At 45.5% G+C, this 15,492-nt stretch carries 17 protein-coding genes; 13 read left to right on the forward strand and 4 right to left on the reverse strand.

Going from position 1 to position 15,492, the window contains the following annotated elements; all coding sequences use genetic code 11:
* Positions 1 to 18: 18 nt before the first annotated feature.
* Positions 19 to 1,227: an FAD-dependent 2-octaprenylphenol hydroxylase gene (locus tag R7P74_RS20030; protein WP_033907445.1), complete on the forward strand. Its 1,209-nt coding sequence runs from the start codon at positions 19 to 21 to the stop codon at positions 1,225 to 1,227.
* A gap of 65 nt (positions 1,228 to 1,292) precedes the next feature.
* On the opposite strand, the gene R7P74_RS20035 is transcribed toward R7P74_RS20030, so the two are convergent.
* The 3 genes from R7P74_RS20035 to ygfZ form a co-directional block, all read right to left on the reverse strand.
* Positions 1,293 to 1,499, reverse strand: coding sequence for a DUF1107 domain-containing protein (locus R7P74_RS20035; RefSeq protein WP_005380970.1), 207 nt, complete (start codon positions 1,497 to 1,499; stop codon positions 1,293 to 1,295).
* Positions 1,500 to 2,138: 639 nt separating this feature from the next.
* On the reverse strand, positions 2,139 to 2,612 hold the full coding sequence (locus R7P74_RS20040; protein ID WP_053306796.1) for an aminoacyl-tRNA deacylase: 474 nt from the start codon (positions 2,610 to 2,612) through the stop codon (positions 2,139 to 2,141).
* Positions 2,605 to 3,573, reverse strand: coding sequence for a tRNA-modifying protein YgfZ (gene ygfZ / locus R7P74_RS20045; RefSeq protein ID WP_318123124.1), 969 nt, complete (start codon positions 3,571 to 3,573; stop codon positions 2,605 to 2,607). Before ygfZ ends, R7P74_RS20040 begins: the two co-directional genes overlap by 8 nt.
* 189 nt (positions 3,574 to 3,762) lie before the next feature.
* On the opposite strand from ygfZ, the gene R7P74_RS20050 reads away from it, so the two are divergent.
* Positions 3,763 to 4,023, forward strand: coding sequence for an FAD assembly factor SdhE (locus R7P74_RS20050; RefSeq protein WP_005380951.1), 261 nt, complete (start codon positions 3,763 to 3,765; stop codon positions 4,021 to 4,023).
* Complete coding sequence (locus R7P74_RS20055; RefSeq protein WP_226977255.1) at positions 3,992 to 4,453, forward strand: protein YgfX; 462 nt, start codon at positions 3,992 to 3,994, stop codon at positions 4,451 to 4,453. Before R7P74_RS20050 ends, R7P74_RS20055 begins: the two co-directional genes overlap by 32 nt.
* A gap of 22 nt (positions 4,454 to 4,475) precedes the next feature.
* Here the strand turns inward: R7P74_RS20055 and nadB are convergent, their stop codons facing one another.
* A complete protein-coding gene (nadB, locus tag R7P74_RS20060) occupies positions 4,476 to 6,089 on the reverse strand; it encodes an L-aspartate oxidase (protein WP_225474076.1) in 1,614 nt (537 codons plus the stop codon).
* A gap of 554 nt (positions 6,090 to 6,643) precedes the next feature.
* Here nadB and rpoE point away from each other — a divergent pair.
* The 10 genes from rpoE to pdxJ all read left to right on the forward strand — a co-directional run bounded on the left by rpoE (position 6,644) and on the right by pdxJ (position 15,492).
* Positions 6,644 to 7,222 carry an RNA polymerase sigma factor RpoE gene (gene rpoE, locus R7P74_RS20065; RefSeq protein WP_005380946.1) on the forward strand — a complete coding sequence of 193 codons (579 nt, stop codon included), beginning with the start codon at positions 6,644 to 6,646 and terminating at the stop codon, positions 7,220 to 7,222.
* A 26-nt stretch (positions 7,223 to 7,248) separates the two neighbouring features.
* A complete protein-coding gene (locus R7P74_RS20070; protein WP_005380944.1) occupies positions 7,249 to 7,875 on the forward strand; it encodes a sigma-E factor negative regulatory protein in 627 nt (208 codons plus the stop codon).
* The gene (gene rseB / locus R7P74_RS20075) at positions 7,872 to 8,831 is read left to right on the forward strand and encodes a sigma-E factor regulatory protein RseB (protein WP_005380941.1); all 960 of its coding nucleotides are present in this window, start codon (positions 7,872 to 7,874) and stop codon (positions 8,829 to 8,831) included. The genes R7P74_RS20070 and rseB overlap by 4 nt, the downstream gene beginning before the upstream one ends.
* 2 nt (positions 8,832 to 8,833) lie before the next feature.
* Positions 8,834 to 9,304, forward strand: a complete 471-nt coding sequence (locus tag R7P74_RS20080; protein WP_005384575.1) for a SoxR reducing system RseC family protein — start codon at positions 8,834 to 8,836, stop codon at positions 9,302 to 9,304.
* Between the two features lie 158 nt (positions 9,305 to 9,462).
* Positions 9,463 to 11,256 carry a translation elongation factor 4 gene (lepA, locus tag R7P74_RS20085; protein WP_005384577.1) on the forward strand — a complete coding sequence of 598 codons (1,794 nt, stop codon included), beginning with the start codon at positions 9,463 to 9,465 and terminating at the stop codon, positions 11,254 to 11,256.
* A 104-nt stretch (positions 11,257 to 11,360) separates the two neighbouring features.
* Positions 11,361 to 12,260 (forward strand): signal peptidase I, encoded by a 900-nt coding sequence (gene lepB / locus R7P74_RS20090; RefSeq protein ID WP_005380933.1) that lies wholly within the window; start codon positions 11,361 to 11,363, stop codon positions 12,258 to 12,260.
* A gap of 21 nt (positions 12,261 to 12,281) precedes the next feature.
* Positions 12,282 to 12,959, forward strand: coding sequence for a ribonuclease III (rnc, locus tag R7P74_RS20095; protein WP_005380932.1), 678 nt, complete (start codon positions 12,282 to 12,284; stop codon positions 12,957 to 12,959).
* The gene (era, locus tag R7P74_RS20100) at positions 12,952 to 13,914 is read left to right on the forward strand and encodes a GTPase Era (RefSeq protein ID WP_005380931.1); all 963 of its coding nucleotides are present in this window, start codon (positions 12,952 to 12,954) and stop codon (positions 13,912 to 13,914) included. Before rnc ends, era begins: the two co-directional genes overlap by 8 nt.
* A 115-nt stretch (positions 13,915 to 14,029) precedes the next feature.
* The gene (gene recO / locus R7P74_RS20105) at positions 14,030 to 14,761 is read left to right on the forward strand and encodes a DNA repair protein RecO (RefSeq protein ID WP_005384578.1); all 732 of its coding nucleotides are present in this window, start codon (positions 14,030 to 14,032) and stop codon (positions 14,759 to 14,761) included.
* Positions 14,758 to 15,492 carry a pyridoxine 5'-phosphate synthase gene (gene pdxJ, locus R7P74_RS20110; RefSeq protein WP_005384579.1) on the forward strand — a complete coding sequence of 245 codons (735 nt, stop codon included), beginning with the start codon at positions 14,758 to 14,760 and terminating at the stop codon, positions 15,490 to 15,492. The genes recO and pdxJ overlap by 4 nt, the downstream gene beginning before the upstream one ends.

Below are 15,492 nucleotides of genomic sequence, written 5' to 3' on the forward strand. Positions count from 1 at the left end.
ATTAGGTAATAAAAAGCAATGATGCAAAGTGTAGATATCGCCATCATCGGCGGAGGGATGGTTGGGTTGGCACTTGCTGCCGCGTTCAAAGACAGTGATCTGCGTGTCGCCGTTATTGAAGGTAAAGTGCCAGATGATTCGTTGAAAGAATTGCCCGATGTTCGTGTGTCTGCGCTGAGCCGCTCTAGTGAGACGATTTTGCGTAAACTTGGTGCTTGGCAGGGCATAGAACAGCGCCGAGCTTCACCTTACCATGGCATGGAAGTATGGGAACAAGATAGCTTTGCCAGTATTGAATTTAATGCACAAAGTATGGCACAACCTGATTTAGGGCACATTGTTGAGAATCGTGTGATTCAACTTGCGCTGCTTGAACAAGTCCAAAAGCTCGATAACGTCACTATGTTTATGCCTGCACGTTGCGCGACTCTCGCGGTCGGTGAGCAAGAAAGCTGGCTGACGCTCGATAATGGCCAAGCCATGACCGCTAAATTAGTGGTCGGAGCCGATGGGGCGAATTCGTGGCTTCGCCATCAAATGGATATTCCATTAACGCATTGGGACTATGGTCATCATGCTTTGGTCGCGAATGTCAAAACTGCTATGCCACACAACAGCATTGCGCGCCAGATATTTACTCCTCACGGACCGTTGGCATTTTTGCCAATGTCGCAACCAGATATGTGCTCTATTGTTTGGTCCACGGAGCCAAATCGAGCAGAGCAGTTAGTGGCGATGAGTGAACATGATTTCAATAAAGCGTTGACGAGTGAGTTTGATGCTCGACTTGGTCTATGTGAAGTAGTGGGAGAGCGTGCTGCGTTTCCTTTGAAAATGCGCTATGCGCGAGATTTTGTCGTCGAGCGAGTCGCGCTGGTTGGTGATGCGGCCCATACCATTCACCCATTAGCGGGGCAGGGTGTGAATTTGGGTTTATTAGATGCGGCCAGTCTTGCTCAAGAGGTGTTAGCACTTTGGAAGCAGGGACAAGATATCGGTAGTAAACGCAACCTAAGAAGCTACGAGCGTTGGCGAAAAGCGGAAGCGGCAAAGATGATCGCTACTATGCAAGGGTTTCGAGATTTGTTCTCTGGCGAGAACCCAGCTAAGAAGCTCGTTCGTGGCATTGGCTTAAGTTTAGCGGGGCAACTGCCGGGAGCGAAAGATGAGATCATGAAGCGCGCGCTTGGTTTAAAGGGACACTTGCCGGATCTGGCGCGTCAGTAAGTGCAAAGCGAACTTCAAATACACAAAAGGCTGGTTAATCCAGCCTTTGTTTTATCAACATTTCGCTAAGCATATGCGCATCGGAGTTTCATTATTTCTTGATTGATCTCTTTGACCGCTCGGAAATGGCGTTGCTCTGCTTTCTCCGGCAGTATTAACTTACCGTTATCAAACTCGAATCTACCGACCCCGTAAATATAAATTCTTCCTTTAAAAAGACGACTTATATGTTTAGCAATCATACTTGGTGTATAGCGCTTAAACAGTCTCATATTTACTTTCCTTTTATCTAACCTAGCCTAGGTATTCTACGTTCTGGACGCGAAAATTATTGTGACAGCAATAGTATTAAATACAGATGTAGGGTGTTGCGTCAGAGAATTGTGTTGTCTTAGACAATTTGACAGTGTCATCTCTTAAATAGCGTGAGGATTACCTCAAAAATAACCTCTCTAAAGGAACCCTTACGCCAATACACTCCTTTTTACGTGACGCATTAAGCAATAGTTTTGTTACAGAATTAAGAATAGAACGAAAACGGTTGTTTGCTAGTTGTTTCTATTAAGGTCGTGCCTCGCGCAACACACTTTACGTTCTAACGATTAGAGGAAATGAAAGAGAAAAAGTTCCACGTAAAAAAAAGCCCGCTTCAGCGGGCGAATAGTCACAGATGCATTACACAAAAGTGGATAACTAACTGCATGAATGCTGTCACTCAGCTAGCTGACTCACTTTATATCGGTTAAGTGCTTGTTTGAAACTTAACCAACAAATTCAGCATATACGAGTTTTATCTTTGTGACTATTTATGTTTTATATGTGATTAAAAATTCTCATGTCTATTTTTGTAGATATGAGCGAGATCACGCAGTGATAGAAACACTACGTGTCATTACATTGTTTTTAGACGATTAACGACAGATCTCAGCTACGGTCGGCTGGCACAATTGGATAAGATCTTGAATAGAAAGCGCCAGCCCAGCCATTCGATCGCCACTGCTGATCGTGACTTCCTGTTCTTCTAGTAAGCTGGGGTCGAACACGATTGGCATATGACGTTTGAGTAACAGAGGAGTGACAGTACCAACTTTGTAACCAGTGATGGACTCAACATCGGCTTGATCAACACAAGTCATCCGGCGACATTTCAGTAACGAGCGCACTTTTTTGGGATCAACGCTACGATCACCTGGTGCACAGGCTAGTGCATATTGATTACCCATGTCTCGTAGCAAGATTGCTTTCACCATTTGAGAAGGGCGAATGCCGCGTTGGTGCGCGGCATCCTCAATGGTGGTTGCTGGTCTTTGATGCGGTAACAGACGAAACGGAATGTGTTGGTCTGTGAGAAATTGCATCAAAGGAGTATTGATTGTATTACTCATCATCAAGACTGTAAGGCATTGATTCGATTGTCCATTCACATTCTGGTTGCGCAACCAAACGAAGACGAGTGTCTTCATCGAGATTATTAGGCAGTACGATCAGGCCAATCGCGTGATTGTCACTGAACTGGTAGTGATTTAACAAAGCACCTACTGAACGCCAGTTTTCACCTACGCTGCGTTCGAGCTCAATTGGTTCGTCACTGAATGGAGCAGAAGTTGCACCTTTTACGATATACATCGCACGTTTATTGGTACCGCGATACTTCGCTCGTGCTACCGTTTCTTGTCCCGTGTAGCAGCCCTTTGTGAAGCTTATGCCTCCTAAAGCTTGCACGTTAAGTGCTTGTGGAATGTGAGCATTCTGCGCGGATGCAGAGACAAATGGTAAACCTGCCTCAATATCGAAACGATTCCAAAGCTCATTTGTCGTAAAGACAGCGTCGGTAGTTTCAACGATTTGCTGTGCTTCTGGCGCACTTAATATCAGTAACCAGCGATCTTGGGCAACTTGCACTGCTGTGCCACCGTCAACTGGGCGAACGCTGCCAGTTGTCTTGCTCATTGTTGAAATGAATTCATCGGCTTTGACGCCAGCGACACCTAAGATAACGTCATCAGAAGCTTCAATCGTTACTTTAGAGAAAATGGCGTATTTCTTTATTTCACTAAGTTCTACGTCAATCGCCGATTTTGGTTGGATCATGCCGTAGCCATCATGATGATGGAAAAGGCGGAACACGCTCCACACTTTGCCTTTCGCATCACAATGTGCGCCCAGTGTTGATTGGTCTTTTTCTAAAGAAACAACATCGCAGGTAACCTGACCTTGTAAGTATGATTTTTTATCGTCACCGATCATGGTGATCATGCCGAAGTTATCCAGCAGTGAGATAGATAACTCTGGAAGTGCGTCTTGAGTTGAGAGAGGTAATGCTGAAAAACGAGTTTGCCATTCCATAATTACAATGCCTTTTGAAGATATTTTTCCGCTATGTTATACCCAAATAACCTTGAGATACTAGGGGAGCGATTTACGAATCAACATTTGTCTGCTTTCACTATCGTATTGTGACCCGCACACTAGTGACGTAGCACATCACTTGTTACACTCCGCACTAACAACAAGACATCTATGAAGGAATAGTGAATGTACACTCCGGAAGAAAAAGCGCGTATTAAATGGGCTTGTCGTCGAGGCATGCTTGAGCTTGACGTAGTAATTATGCCGTTTTTTGAAGAGTGCTTTGATACTCTGAGTGAACAAGAGCAGCGTGACTTTGTTTCTTTACTTGAATGCGATGATCCTGATCTGTTTACTTGGGTAATGGGGCATGGCCGTAGCGAAAATTTAGGTCATGCAGCAATGGTTGATAAAATTGTCGCCCATAACCTCAGCAAAGTTCGTTAATTTTACTGCTTCTCCCTCTCTGACTGCCCGAGTCTTCAATGTTGTACTTTTCTTATTGATGACTTGGGCTGTTATCTTCTCTAGTGTTCCGCTCGTATTATCGACTTATTTGTTATTACTGATTGTTAAGGCTCTCTCAAGCCAAGGCCTTGTTCAACCTACAAGTCATGGGCATTGGTATGTGCACTGCGATGGCTCGGTTAGGTTTGATGCCCTTGAGTATGGCGAATGCTCGGAAGATATTGAGTCCGAAAAGGGTCATTTACAGCGAGTCGATACATCGGCATCACCATTCAAGATAACATTCCAATTGCAATCTGGCCGTAGTGTTACGATTTGGCGTGATAGCTGTGACGATGAGCAGTATCGTCAACTATCTTTGGTATTACGCCAATGGGAAATGAAACAGGGAGCTAATGCTCCCTGCTGATGTAATAGTTTACTTGGTAAAGTTAAAGCTGTTTAGCTGGAACCAAAATCGTTGGGCCGCTGTTTTCCAGTTGGTTCGGATAGTCAAGCGTGTAGTGCAAACCTCGACTCTCTTTACGCTGCATCGCACAACGAACCATCAACTCTGCGACTTGTAAAAGGTTACGCAGTTCTAATAAGTTGTTCGACACACGGAAATTGCTGTAGTACTCGTGTGTTTCTTGTTGCAACAGTTGGATACGGCGTAAGGCGCGCTCTAAACGTTTGTCAGTTCGCACAATGCCCATGTAGTCCCACATAAACAGACGAAGCTCGTGCCAGTTGTGCTGAATGATCACTTCTTCATCACTATTGGTTACTTTGCTTTCATCCCAACATGGCACCTGTGAGGGTAGCTCAACGTTAGTGTGATGTTTTAGAATATCTTTTGCCGCAGACCAAGCATAAACCACACATTCGAGAAGTGAGTTTGATGCCATGCGGTTAGCACCATGCAGCCCGGTGTAGCTAACTTCACCAATCGCATACAAATTTTTCAGATCGGTGCAGCCATTTCTATCCACCATGACACCGCCACAAGTGTAGTGTGCAGCAGGTACGATTGGGATTGGCTCTTTAGTCATGTCGATGCCCAAATCCATCAAACGTGAATAAATGGTTGGGAAGTGTTTCGTAATAAAGTCAGCAGGCTTATGACTGATGTCGAGATACATACAGTCGGCGCCTAAACGCTTCATTTCGAAGTCGATAGCACGAGCCACCACGTCACGCGGAGCAAGCTCTTTACGTTCATCGAAATCTGGCATAAAGCGAGAGCCATCTGGACGACGCAGGTAAGCACCTTCGCCACGCAACGCTTCAGTCAGCAAGAAGTTACGTGCTTCTGGGTGATATAAACACGTCGGATGGAACTGGTTAAATTCCATATTCGCCACACGACACCCTGCACGCCAAGCAATCGCAATACCATCACCAGACGACACATCTGGGTTAGAGGTGTATTGATAAACCTTTGAAGCACCACCTGTAGCGAGAACCACAAATTTGGCTCGCACGGTTTCGACATGCTCTTCGTTGCGGTTCCAAATATAAGCACCGATAACTTTGTTTTTATCACCGCCAATTTTGTCTTCGGTGATTAAGTCCAGAGCATTGTGACGTTCGAGAACATGAATGTTTGGATGGTTATGAGCGTTATCTTGCAGGGAGGTTTGCATCGCCATACCTGTCGCATCTGCCGCGTGAAGAATACGACGACGGCTATGACCACCTTCACGAGTTAAGTGGTAGCGAGGTTCATCGTCAGAGTCATCTTCTTCACGATCAAATGGGACACCACCGTCAATCAACCACTGTACGCACTCTTTTGAATGCTCAGCAATGAACCTTACGGTCTCCTCATCGCAAATACCATTCCCGGCGATTTGCGTGTCTTCAACGTGTGAATCAATGGTGTCTGACTCATCAAATACGGCAGCGATACCGCCTTGAGCATAGTATGTCGCCCCTTCGCTGCGTGGTCCTTTACTCAGCACCATCACCTTACAGTGGTTAGCAACGCGCAAAGCCAACGACAAACCTGCCGCGCCACTCCCTACCACTAATACATCACACTCATGTTCACGATTTGTGTTCATATAACTTTTATAATCCCAAGCTAAGGTAACAAGGCTACCTTGTGTATTATTTGCACACCATGTGCATTCCATTATCGCGACATCTGTCGCTAAGGGCTAAGTTGGGAGACCTATCGACGTCCGTGTTACGGCGGTGACTGAGCCACTCTTCTTTTTCATGCAGAGCATGAGCATGCTTCCTAAGTTATAATTTGTAACGCGGTGTTCAGATAGCCATTAGCCATGCAAATGAAAAGTAATAGTTTGTCAATGCCATTGCTTTTCCATGCTCGACCCAGCACAATCTGGGACAGAGATCATTCATTATACCCATTTCCCTCCAAGATGCTCGCTTGTCAAACTTAGACTAAAGTCAGGCAGCGGTGGTCATTTGGGTACAGACATCACACTGTGAAAAAACAATGACAAAAAACTTGAGAAACCATGGAACTTTCTCATTCACGTTAGGGTCACAATAGTGCTCAAGTAAGCAGTGGTGTCAATACTACGTTTTGCATAATTAGTACCCATATCTGAGAAGAGTAGGGGCATAACAAATAGGAGTATCCGCTCGAATGAACGAGCAGCTGACCGATCAAGTATTGATTGAGCGAGTTCAGAATGGCGATAAGCAAGCATTCAACCTGTTGGTAACAAAGTACCAGAATAAGGTATGTAATCTTATTTCCAGATACGTTAGTAATCCTGGCGATGTACCAGATGTAGCACAAGAAGCGTTTATTAAAGCTTACCGAGCTATCCCTAGCTTTCGTGGGGAAAGTGCGTTTTATACGTGGCTGTATCGCATTGCAGTGAATACTGCGAAAAATCACATTGTTGCTCAAGGGCGTAGACCTCCAGCGACAGATGTCGATGCTGAAGATGCTGAATTTTACGAAACAGGTAGTGCACTTAAAGAAATATCGAACCCTGAGAACTTAACGTTGTCCAAAGAATTGCAACGGGTGGTGTTCAGTGCAATCGAAGCTTTACCTGAAGATTTAAAAACCGCAATGACATTACGAGAGCTCGATGGCTTGAGTTATGAAGAAATTGCAGAAGTGATGGATTGCCCGGTAGGAACGGTACGATCGCGTATCTTCCGTGCTCGTGAGGCGGTGGAAAAGAAAATCAGACCTCTTTTGCAACGCTAGTACAAGTAATAACTATGGTGAAAATAATGGCTGACAAAGAAAAACTTTCAGCTCTCATGGATGGAGAATTGGTCGATAAGGCTTTAATTCAAGAGTTAGAGCAAGACCAAGAGAGCCGTGATGCTTGGCAGAACTATCACCTGATTGGTGATGTGATGCGAGGCGAAGCGCCAGCAAAACCTGAGTGGAATATTGCTGAAAGCGTGGCGTTAGCGTTAGAAGATGAACCTGCACACCGTGCGTTTGATTCGCACAGTGCAAATGTTATCTCAATTGCGGATACGCCAAAAGAGTCGCAACCAGAACCGCAAAAAGCAAAACGTCAGTTGCCAGGTTGGTTGACGCAGTTTGGTCAAGTTGCTGTTGCTGCATGTGTATCGCTTGTTGTTATTTTAGGTGTACAGCAGTACGGTGGTAGCGATTCAATGTCGCCGCAAACAGATCAATTACCTGTATTGCAGACGGTTCCGTTTGCTGGCAGCGCAGAACCAGTGAGTTTGACTCGTGAGTCTGTAGAACGTTCTGTAGGCGAGGCAAATATGCAAGAGCAGCGCAAGCGTGTTCATGCTATGCTGCGAGACTACGAATTGCAGTTACGAATTAACAGTGATGCATCTCAACAAGATGCAAATCTGAATCCGGATATTGAATGAAAAAATTTCTGATCAGCGCTTGCGCTCTGTTCAGTATGATGTCTTCTCAAGCCTTTGCTGGTGATAAGCCAGCGGAGGCTTTATTGCATCAAATGAGCGAGGCGAGTAAGAATTTAAGTTACGAACTCTCTTATATCCTTATCAAAAAGAACAGCATTGAGCCGTTGCTGTATCGTCATGCCACGCATGGTGACGATCAATATGCTCATCTTGTCTACTTAAGTGGCCCTGTGCGTGAAGTGATTCGTCGCGGAACTGAAGTAAGTTATATCGAAACGGGTTTAGAACCATTCACCATCGAGTCAGGTAAAATGGTCGCTCCGACTATGCCTATGCTCAACACCAATATCGATGAGCTAAACTTGTATTACGACTATGTAAAAGTGGGTAGAGCTCGTGAAGCTGGTGTGGCAACACAAGTGCTGCGTATTGTTCCTAAAGACGGTCTGCGCTATTCATACGTACTATGGATCGATGAGAAGAGTAAATTGCCGTTACGTGCCGACCTTGTGGACCGCGATGGTGAGATGCTTGAACAATATCGCACTATTTCTTACACGGTAAACCCAAAAATCGCAGAGTTAATGAGTGGCCTGCAAGATGTTCAATTACCTGCTGTTCTCACCATGCCAAAAGGCGATATTGGGACCAGTAATTGGCAGGTTGGTTGGATCCCTGAGGGTTTCGAGCCGAACGAGCTCAACCGCTATCGAATGGCCGTTACTAATCAAATGGTGGAGAGCCAGCTGTATTCTGATGGTCTGTTTAGCTTCTCTGTTTACGTAGCAAACAAAGATGAGCATTCGTTAAAAGGGCAGTTGGTTCGCCAAGGCAGAAGAACGCTACACAGTTTTGTGAGCGGTCAACATGAAATCTCTGTTGTAGGAGACATTCCACCGACCACAGCACAGCGTATAGCCCAATCTGTCACATTTAATGTAACAAAGAGTAAATAACAATGATGACCGCGTTGGCTACCGTGACAGACGTGCATCGTCGCGGCAAGCAATACGAAATTGATTTAAGTTGCGAACAGCAGACCAGTTGCAGTAGTTGCTCTTCACAGAAAAGCTGTGGAACGGGCGTTGTTACTAAAGCCATTGGTAACAAGAGTTTATCTTGGCACCTGCGCACGGATAAATCGGTGAAAATAGGTCAAGTCGTCGAGATTGGTTTTCCTGAGTCGAGCCTAATAAAATCAGCAATGGCGGTTTATTTACTGCCATTGTTTGGTTTGATTATCGGTGCGATGTTTGGTCACTTCCTATTAGCGCCGCTGACAGCCGGCGGGGAAGGCATCATCATATTGGCATCGGTATTGTTTGCCGCTGGTGGAATGTGGATCGCAAAACGTGTTTCTCGTCCGTTAGAAGATGAATCTAAGCGCCAAGTTACCCTCGTTCGGGTACTTGGAGAGCCAATCCAGTAAGTGCTGTCCCCCTCCACTAAAGGTTATTTGGGTATGTACTTTAAATTACGTGCGCCCGTTAACGAAATTCGGTAGAATCTGCCAACTTGATTGAAATGCCGTCAGTAGATGGCGTTTCTTACTGTCCCTATTTGTAAAGAGTTAGTCACCCTAAATCTATGAAGCACATTCGTAACTTTTCGATTATCGCCCACATCGACCATGGTAAGTCGACCCTATCAGACCGTCTAATCCAAGTTTGTGGCGGGTTAACCGATCGTGAAATGGCCGCACAGGTTCTGGATTCAATGGATCTTGAACGTGAGCGTGGCATCACCATCAAATCTCAGAGTGTGACGCTAAACTACACCGCTAAAGACGGTGAGACGTATCAGCTGAACTTCATCGATACTCCGGGGCACGTTGACTTTGCATATGAAGTATCACGTTCTCTAGCGGCTTGTGAAGGTGCGCTATTGGTTGTGGATGCGGGTCAAGGTGTTGAGGCTCAAACACTGGCTAACTGTTACACCGCGATCGAAATGGATCTAGAGGTTGTGCCAATCTTAAACAAGATTGACCTACCTGCAGCTGATCCTGAGCGTGTAGCGGAAGAAATTGAAGAAATCGTTGGTATCGATGCAATGGAAGCAACCCGCTGTTCTGCGAAGACAGGCATCGGTGTTGATGACGTTCTAGAGAACATTGTGTCAGCGATTCCAGCACCGGAAGGTGATCCAGATGCGCCACTACAAGCGCTGATCATTGACTCATGGTTTGATAACTACCTTGGCGTTGTTTCTTTAGTGCGTATTAAAAACGGCGAACTGAAGAAGAACGATAAGATCAAAGTGATGAGTACGGGCCAAGTTTGGGGTGTAGATCGTCTTGGTATCTTTACGCCAAAACAAGTGGATACCGATATCCTTCGTACTGGTGAAGTAGGTTGGGTTGTTTGTGGTATCAAAGACATTCTTGGTGCCCCTGTTGGTGATACGCTGACTCTAGCGAAGAATGGTTGTGATAAACCGCTACCAGGCTTTAAGAAAGTTAAACCTCAGGTTTACGCAGGTCTGTTCCCTGTATCTTCTGACGATTACGAGAACTTCCGTGACGCACTAGGCAAACTAAGCCTTAACGACGCATCGCTATTCTACGAGCCAGAAAACTCTGCGGCACTTGGCTTTGGTTTCCGTTGTGGTTTCCTTGGCATGTTGCACATGGAAATCATCCAAGAGCGTCTAGAGCGTGAATACGACTTGGATCTTATCACCACAGCACCAACGGTAGTTTACGAAGTTGAGAAGACGGATGGCGATCTGCTGTATGTTGATAGCCCAGCAAAACTACCAGCGATCAATGACATTGAAGAAATTCGTGAACCGATTGCGCGTTGTAATATCCTTGTGCCTTCAGAGTACCTAGGTAACGTAATCACTCTGTGTGTTGAAAAGCGAGGCAGTCAAGTTGATATGGTTTACCACGGTAACCAAGTCGCTGTGACTTACGATATTCCAATGGCCGAAGTGGTACTGGATTTCTTCGACCGTCTGAAATCAACATCACGCGGTTACGCATCTTTGGATTACAACTTCCAACGTTTTGAAGCTTCGAACATGGTACGTGTAGACGTTCTTCTTAACGGTGATACTGTTGATGCATTGGCGATGATTACACACAAAGATCAGTCTCAGACTCGCGGTCGTCAGTTGGTAGAGAAGATGAAAGAATTCATCCCTCGCCAAATGTTTGATATCGCAATCCAAGCGGCAATTGGTAACCACATTATCGCTCGTTCAACGGTAAAACAGTTGCGTAAGAACGTTATTGCGAAATGTTACGGCGGTGACGTAAGTCGTAAGAAGAAACTTCTGAAGAAACAGAAAGAAGGTAAGAAACGCATGAAGCAGATCGGTAACGTTGAGCTGCCTCAAGAAGCGTTCCTAGCCATCCTTCACGTAGGTAAAGACTAAAGTTGAACTTTGTCTCACACTTGTCGGTCTTAAGACGTTAGATATTAAAATAAGTGAAAGGGTTTCGGCTCTTTCACTTTCGTATTTTTAGATAAGGGAATTTAATGGCGAATACATTCTCACTGATGTTGGTTATTGCGACTTTGGTAACTGGCGTGGTTTGGCTATTGGAAAAGCTGGTTTTCGCGAAAAAGCGTCAGGAAAAACTGGCTGAGATTCAAGCTCAGACGTCTAATGGTTTGGATGCAGTGACCTTGCAAAAAGTAGAGCGTCAGCCTTGGTGGGTTGAAAATAGCGTCTCTATTTTTCCTGTGATCGCGTTCGTTTTAGTATTACGTTCTTTTATCTACGAACCATTTCAAATCCCATCAGGCTCAATGATGCCTACCTTGCTAGTTGGCGATTTCATTTTAGTTGAGAAGTACGCGTACGGTCTAAAAGACCCAGTATGGCGTACTCAGCTAGTGGAAACTGGTAAGCCTGAGCGTGGTGATATCGTGGTATTCAAATACCCACCACAACCAAGTGTGGACTACATTAAGCGTGTAGTTGGTTTACCTGGTGATATCGTGCGTTATTCAAGTGATAAGCAGCTTTGCGTGCAAAGCCAAGGCGAATCGGCATGTAAGCCAGTTAAACTGAGCAATGTTGAAGAAAGTCAGTTTAGCTCGAACGGTATTCCAATGATCCAACTGGATGAAAAATTGGGTAACGTTGAGCACAATATTTTGGTTAACCCTCTTGTGCGTAACCGCGTGGAGCAATATTTCCCACGCAGCGGCACGACAGAGTGGGTTGTACCACAAGGTCAGTATTTTGTGATGGGTGATAACCGTGACAACAGTGCTGACAGCCGTTACTGGGGCTTTGTTCCAGAAGCAAACTTAGTCGGTAAAGCTGTCGCGATCTGGATCAGCTTCGAGTTTGATCGTGGCGCAGATAGTGTTCTACCTTCATGGATTCCAACTGGTGTGCGTTTTAACCGCATCGGTGGCATTCACTAACCATTCAAATATCGAGAGAGTATGAATTCTCCAATTGATAAACTAGAGAGAAAGCTCGGCTACCAGTTTCAAGATGCCGGGCTTATCAATTTGGCGCTGACGCACCGCAGCGCCAACAGTAAGCACAATGAACGTCTTGAGTTTCTGGGCGATTCAATTTTAAGTTTTGTCATCGCTGATGATCTGTACCATCGTTTCCCAAAAGTGAACGAAGGTGACATGAGCCGCATGCGTGCTACTTTGGTTCGCGGACATACATTGGCGGAACTGGGTCGTGAATTCGATCTAGGAGATTATTTAAAATTAGGTCCAGGTGAATTGAAGAGTGGCGGTTTTCGCCGAGACTCTATTTTAGCCGATGCGGTTGAAGCCATTATTGGCGCAATTTACCTAGACAGTGATCTTGAAGTTGTGCGAGGCATTGTACTGAGTTGGTATCAGTCACGCCTTGAAGCCATTAAACCTGGCGTCTCACAAAAAGATCCGAAAACTCGCCTACAAGAGTTCCTACAAGGCAGAAGAAAACCGCTGCCTGTGTACACAGTGACTAATATTAAAGGTGAAGCGCACAACCAAGAGTTTACGGTTGAGTGTGAAGTAGCAGGTGTGGATAAGCCTGTAATCGGTAAAGGCACCAGCCGCCGCAAGGCAGAACAAGCGGCTGCTGAAACAGCACTTGAGCAATTAACAAATGGCTGATAACGAATTCGATATCGATGCGTTTTTCGCATCACAAGGTGAGCCAAGCTCGCCAGAAAACCAACACTGTGGCTTTATTGCTATTGTTGGTCGTCCAAACGTAGGTAAGTCGACACTTTTGAACAAGATTTTGGGTCAGAAGATTTCGATCACCTCTCGTAAGCCGCAAACGACACGCCACCGTATTATGGGTGTGGATACGGACGGCGATTACCAAGCGATTTACGTCGACACGCCTGGACTTCACATTGAAGAAAAGCGTGCGATCAACCGTTTGATGAACCGTGCAGCTAACTCGTCATTGAGTGATGTAAACCTTGTGTTCTTCTTAGTCGATGGTACGCATTGGACTAAAGACGATGAGATGGTGCTGACCAAACTTCAAAAATCGAACTTCCCAGTTGTGCTTTGTGTAAACAAGGTCGACAACGTACAAGATCGTAACGACGTGATGCTACACATGGCGGAGATGTCGAAGAAGATGGACTTCGTGGATGTTGTGCCAATCTCTGCCAAGCAAGGTAAGAACATTGACGTACTGCGTAAGCACGTGCGTAATCACTTACCTAAAGCAACGCATCACTTCCCAGAAGAATACGTGACTGACCGTTCTCAGCGTTTTATGGCGTCTGAGATTGTGCGTGAAAAGCTGATGCGCTTTACTGGTGAAGAGCTGCCATACTCAGTAACGGTTGAGATTGAACGTTTTGATTACAACCCAGAAACCGACGGTTTCCACATCAATGCATTGATTCTTGTTGAGCGTAATGGCCAGAAGAAAATGGTGATTGGCAAAGGCGGCGAGAAGATTAAAACCATTGGTCGCGAAGCGCGTTTAGATATGGAAGAATTGTTCGGTCGTAAGGTTTACCTAGAAACTTGGGTAAAAGTGAAATCTGGCTGGGCAGACGACGAACGAGCGTTGCGATCGTTGGGTTATATAGACGATTTATAATCTTGGCTGCGAAGGTGCTTCGCTCCAACATCGATGAAAAATCAGTATCGATTAAAATAAGGAGCCGCTCGGCTCCTTATTTTTTATTTCACACTTTTTAGGCACAATGACTTAGATGAGTAATCTGTCTTCCGAAGGTTTACAGCGCTGTTTTGTATTGCACCGACGCCCTTACAGTGAATCGAGCTTAATCCTTGATGTATTTAGTGAGGAATATGGCCGAATGACTTTAATGGCCAAAGGCGCGCGCAGTAAGCGTTCGAACTTAAAAGGCGCATTGCAACCTTTTACCCCGCTATTACTTAAATGGTCGGGGAAAGGCTCAATGAAAACTTTGCGTCAAGCCGAGCCGATAAGTCTAGGTTTGCCGTTAACGGGCATTAATCTCTACTCAGCCATGTACGTCAATGAACTGATTGGCCGTATTTTGATGGCTGAAGTGCCGATGCCAGCACTATTTCATGATTATTTGCATGCGTTAACCGAGTTGGCGCACAACGAGAACCCTGAGCCTGCACTGCGTCGTTTTGAGTTAGCCTTGCTGTCTGCGATGGGGTATGGCGTGGATTTTTTGCATTGTGCAGGTACCGGCGAGCCCGTCGATCCAGAAATGACCTATCGTTACCGGGAACAGAAAGGGTTTATTGCTTCGGTTAGGCGCGATAACCTCACGTTTTTAGGGAATGAACTGATTGCTATCAGTGAGCGGCGGTTCGTCACTAAAGAGCAGCTAAAAGCGGCAAAACGCTTTACACGTATAGCCTTAAAGCCGTATCTTGGCGGCAAACCTTTAAAAAGTCGTGAATTTTTCATTCAGACCCCCAGAGCACGGAGTAACGGAAAATGAGCTCAATTTATTTAGGCGTCAATATCGACCATATTGCCACTCTACGTAATGCACGTGGTACAAAATACCCAGATCCTGTTCACGCTGCTGAAATTGCAGAGCGTGCAGGCGCGGACGGTATCACTATCCACTTACGTGAAGACCGTCGCCATATTTTGGATCGTGATGTACGTATTCTGCGTGAAACCATTCAAACGCGTATGAATCTAGAGATGGCAGTGACGGACGAAATGGTTGAGATTGCGCTGCAAACTAAACCAGAGTTTGTGTGTCTAGTGCCTGAAAAGCGTGAAGAACTGACGACGGAAGGTGGCTTAGATGTTGTAGGGCAGCTTGAAAAAATTAAAGCTGCGACGAAAAAGCTGACAGATGCCGGCATTAAAGTTTCGCTCTTTATTGATGCTGACCGTCAACAGATTGAAGCTGCGAAAAAGTGTGGCGCTCCGTTTATTGAGCTACATACTGGCCACTATGCAGATGCGACGACAGAAGACGAACAGCAAGCTGAACTGAAGAAGATTGCTGCTGGTGCGAGTTATGCACATGACCTAGGTATTATTGTTAATGCCGGGCATGGCCTGACTTATCACAATGTCGCACCAATTGCTGCATTACCAGAAATTTACGAACTCAACATTGGTCACTCAATCATTGGTCGCGCAGTATTTGATGGTTTAAATAAAGCGGTTGCTGACATGAAAGCACTGATGATTGAGGCTCGCCAGTCATAG

It is taken from the genome of Vibrio sp. 2033 (genome assembly GCF_033339735.1).

What these genes read in the sequence shown, in the direction of transcription:
- R7P74_RS20030 (WP_033907445.1), top strand. Translation starts at nt 19, where the DNA reads ATGATGCAAAGTGTAGATATCGCCATCATCGGCGGAGGGATGGTTGGG.
- R7P74_RS20035 (WP_005380970.1), bottom strand. Translation starts at nt 1,499, where the DNA reads ATGAGACTGTTTAAGCGCTATACACCAAGTATGATTGCTAAACATATA.
- R7P74_RS20040 (WP_053306796.1), bottom strand. Translation starts at nt 2,612, where the DNA reads ATGAGTAATACAATCAATACTCCTTTGATGCAATTTCTCACAGACCAA.
- ygfZ (WP_318123124.1), bottom strand. Translation starts at nt 3,573, where the DNA reads ATGGAATGGCAAACTCGTTTTTCAGCATTACCTCTCTCAACTCAAGAC.
- R7P74_RS20050 (WP_005380951.1), top strand. Translation starts at nt 3,763, where the DNA reads ATGTACACTCCGGAAGAAAAAGCGCGTATTAAATGGGCTTGTCGTCGA.
- nadB (WP_225474076.1), bottom strand. Translation starts at nt 6,089, where the DNA reads ATGAACACAAATCGTGAACATGAGTGTGATGTATTAGTGGTAGGGAGT.
- rpoE (WP_005380946.1), top strand. Translation starts at nt 6,644, where the DNA reads ATGAACGAGCAGCTGACCGATCAAGTATTGATTGAGCGAGTTCAGAAT.
- R7P74_RS20070 (WP_005380944.1), top strand. Translation starts at nt 7,249, where the DNA reads ATGGCTGACAAAGAAAAACTTTCAGCTCTCATGGATGGAGAATTGGTC.
- rseB (WP_005380941.1), top strand. Translation starts at nt 7,872, where the DNA reads ATGAAAAAATTTCTGATCAGCGCTTGCGCTCTGTTCAGTATGATGTCT.
- R7P74_RS20080 (WP_005384575.1), top strand. Translation starts at nt 8,834, where the DNA reads ATGATGACCGCGTTGGCTACCGTGACAGACGTGCATCGTCGCGGCAAG.
- lepA (WP_005384577.1), top strand. Translation starts at nt 9,463, where the DNA reads ATGAAGCACATTCGTAACTTTTCGATTATCGCCCACATCGACCATGGT.
- lepB (WP_005380933.1), top strand. Translation starts at nt 11,361, where the DNA reads ATGGCGAATACATTCTCACTGATGTTGGTTATTGCGACTTTGGTAACT.
- rnc (WP_005380932.1), top strand. Translation starts at nt 12,282, where the DNA reads ATGAATTCTCCAATTGATAAACTAGAGAGAAAGCTCGGCTACCAGTTT.
- era (WP_005380931.1), top strand. Translation starts at nt 12,952, where the DNA reads ATGGCTGATAACGAATTCGATATCGATGCGTTTTTCGCATCACAAGGT.
- recO (WP_005384578.1), top strand. Translation starts at nt 14,030, where the DNA reads ATGAGTAATCTGTCTTCCGAAGGTTTACAGCGCTGTTTTGTATTGCAC.
- pdxJ (WP_005384579.1), top strand. Translation starts at nt 14,758, where the DNA reads ATGAGCTCAATTTATTTAGGCGTCAATATCGACCATATTGCCACTCTA.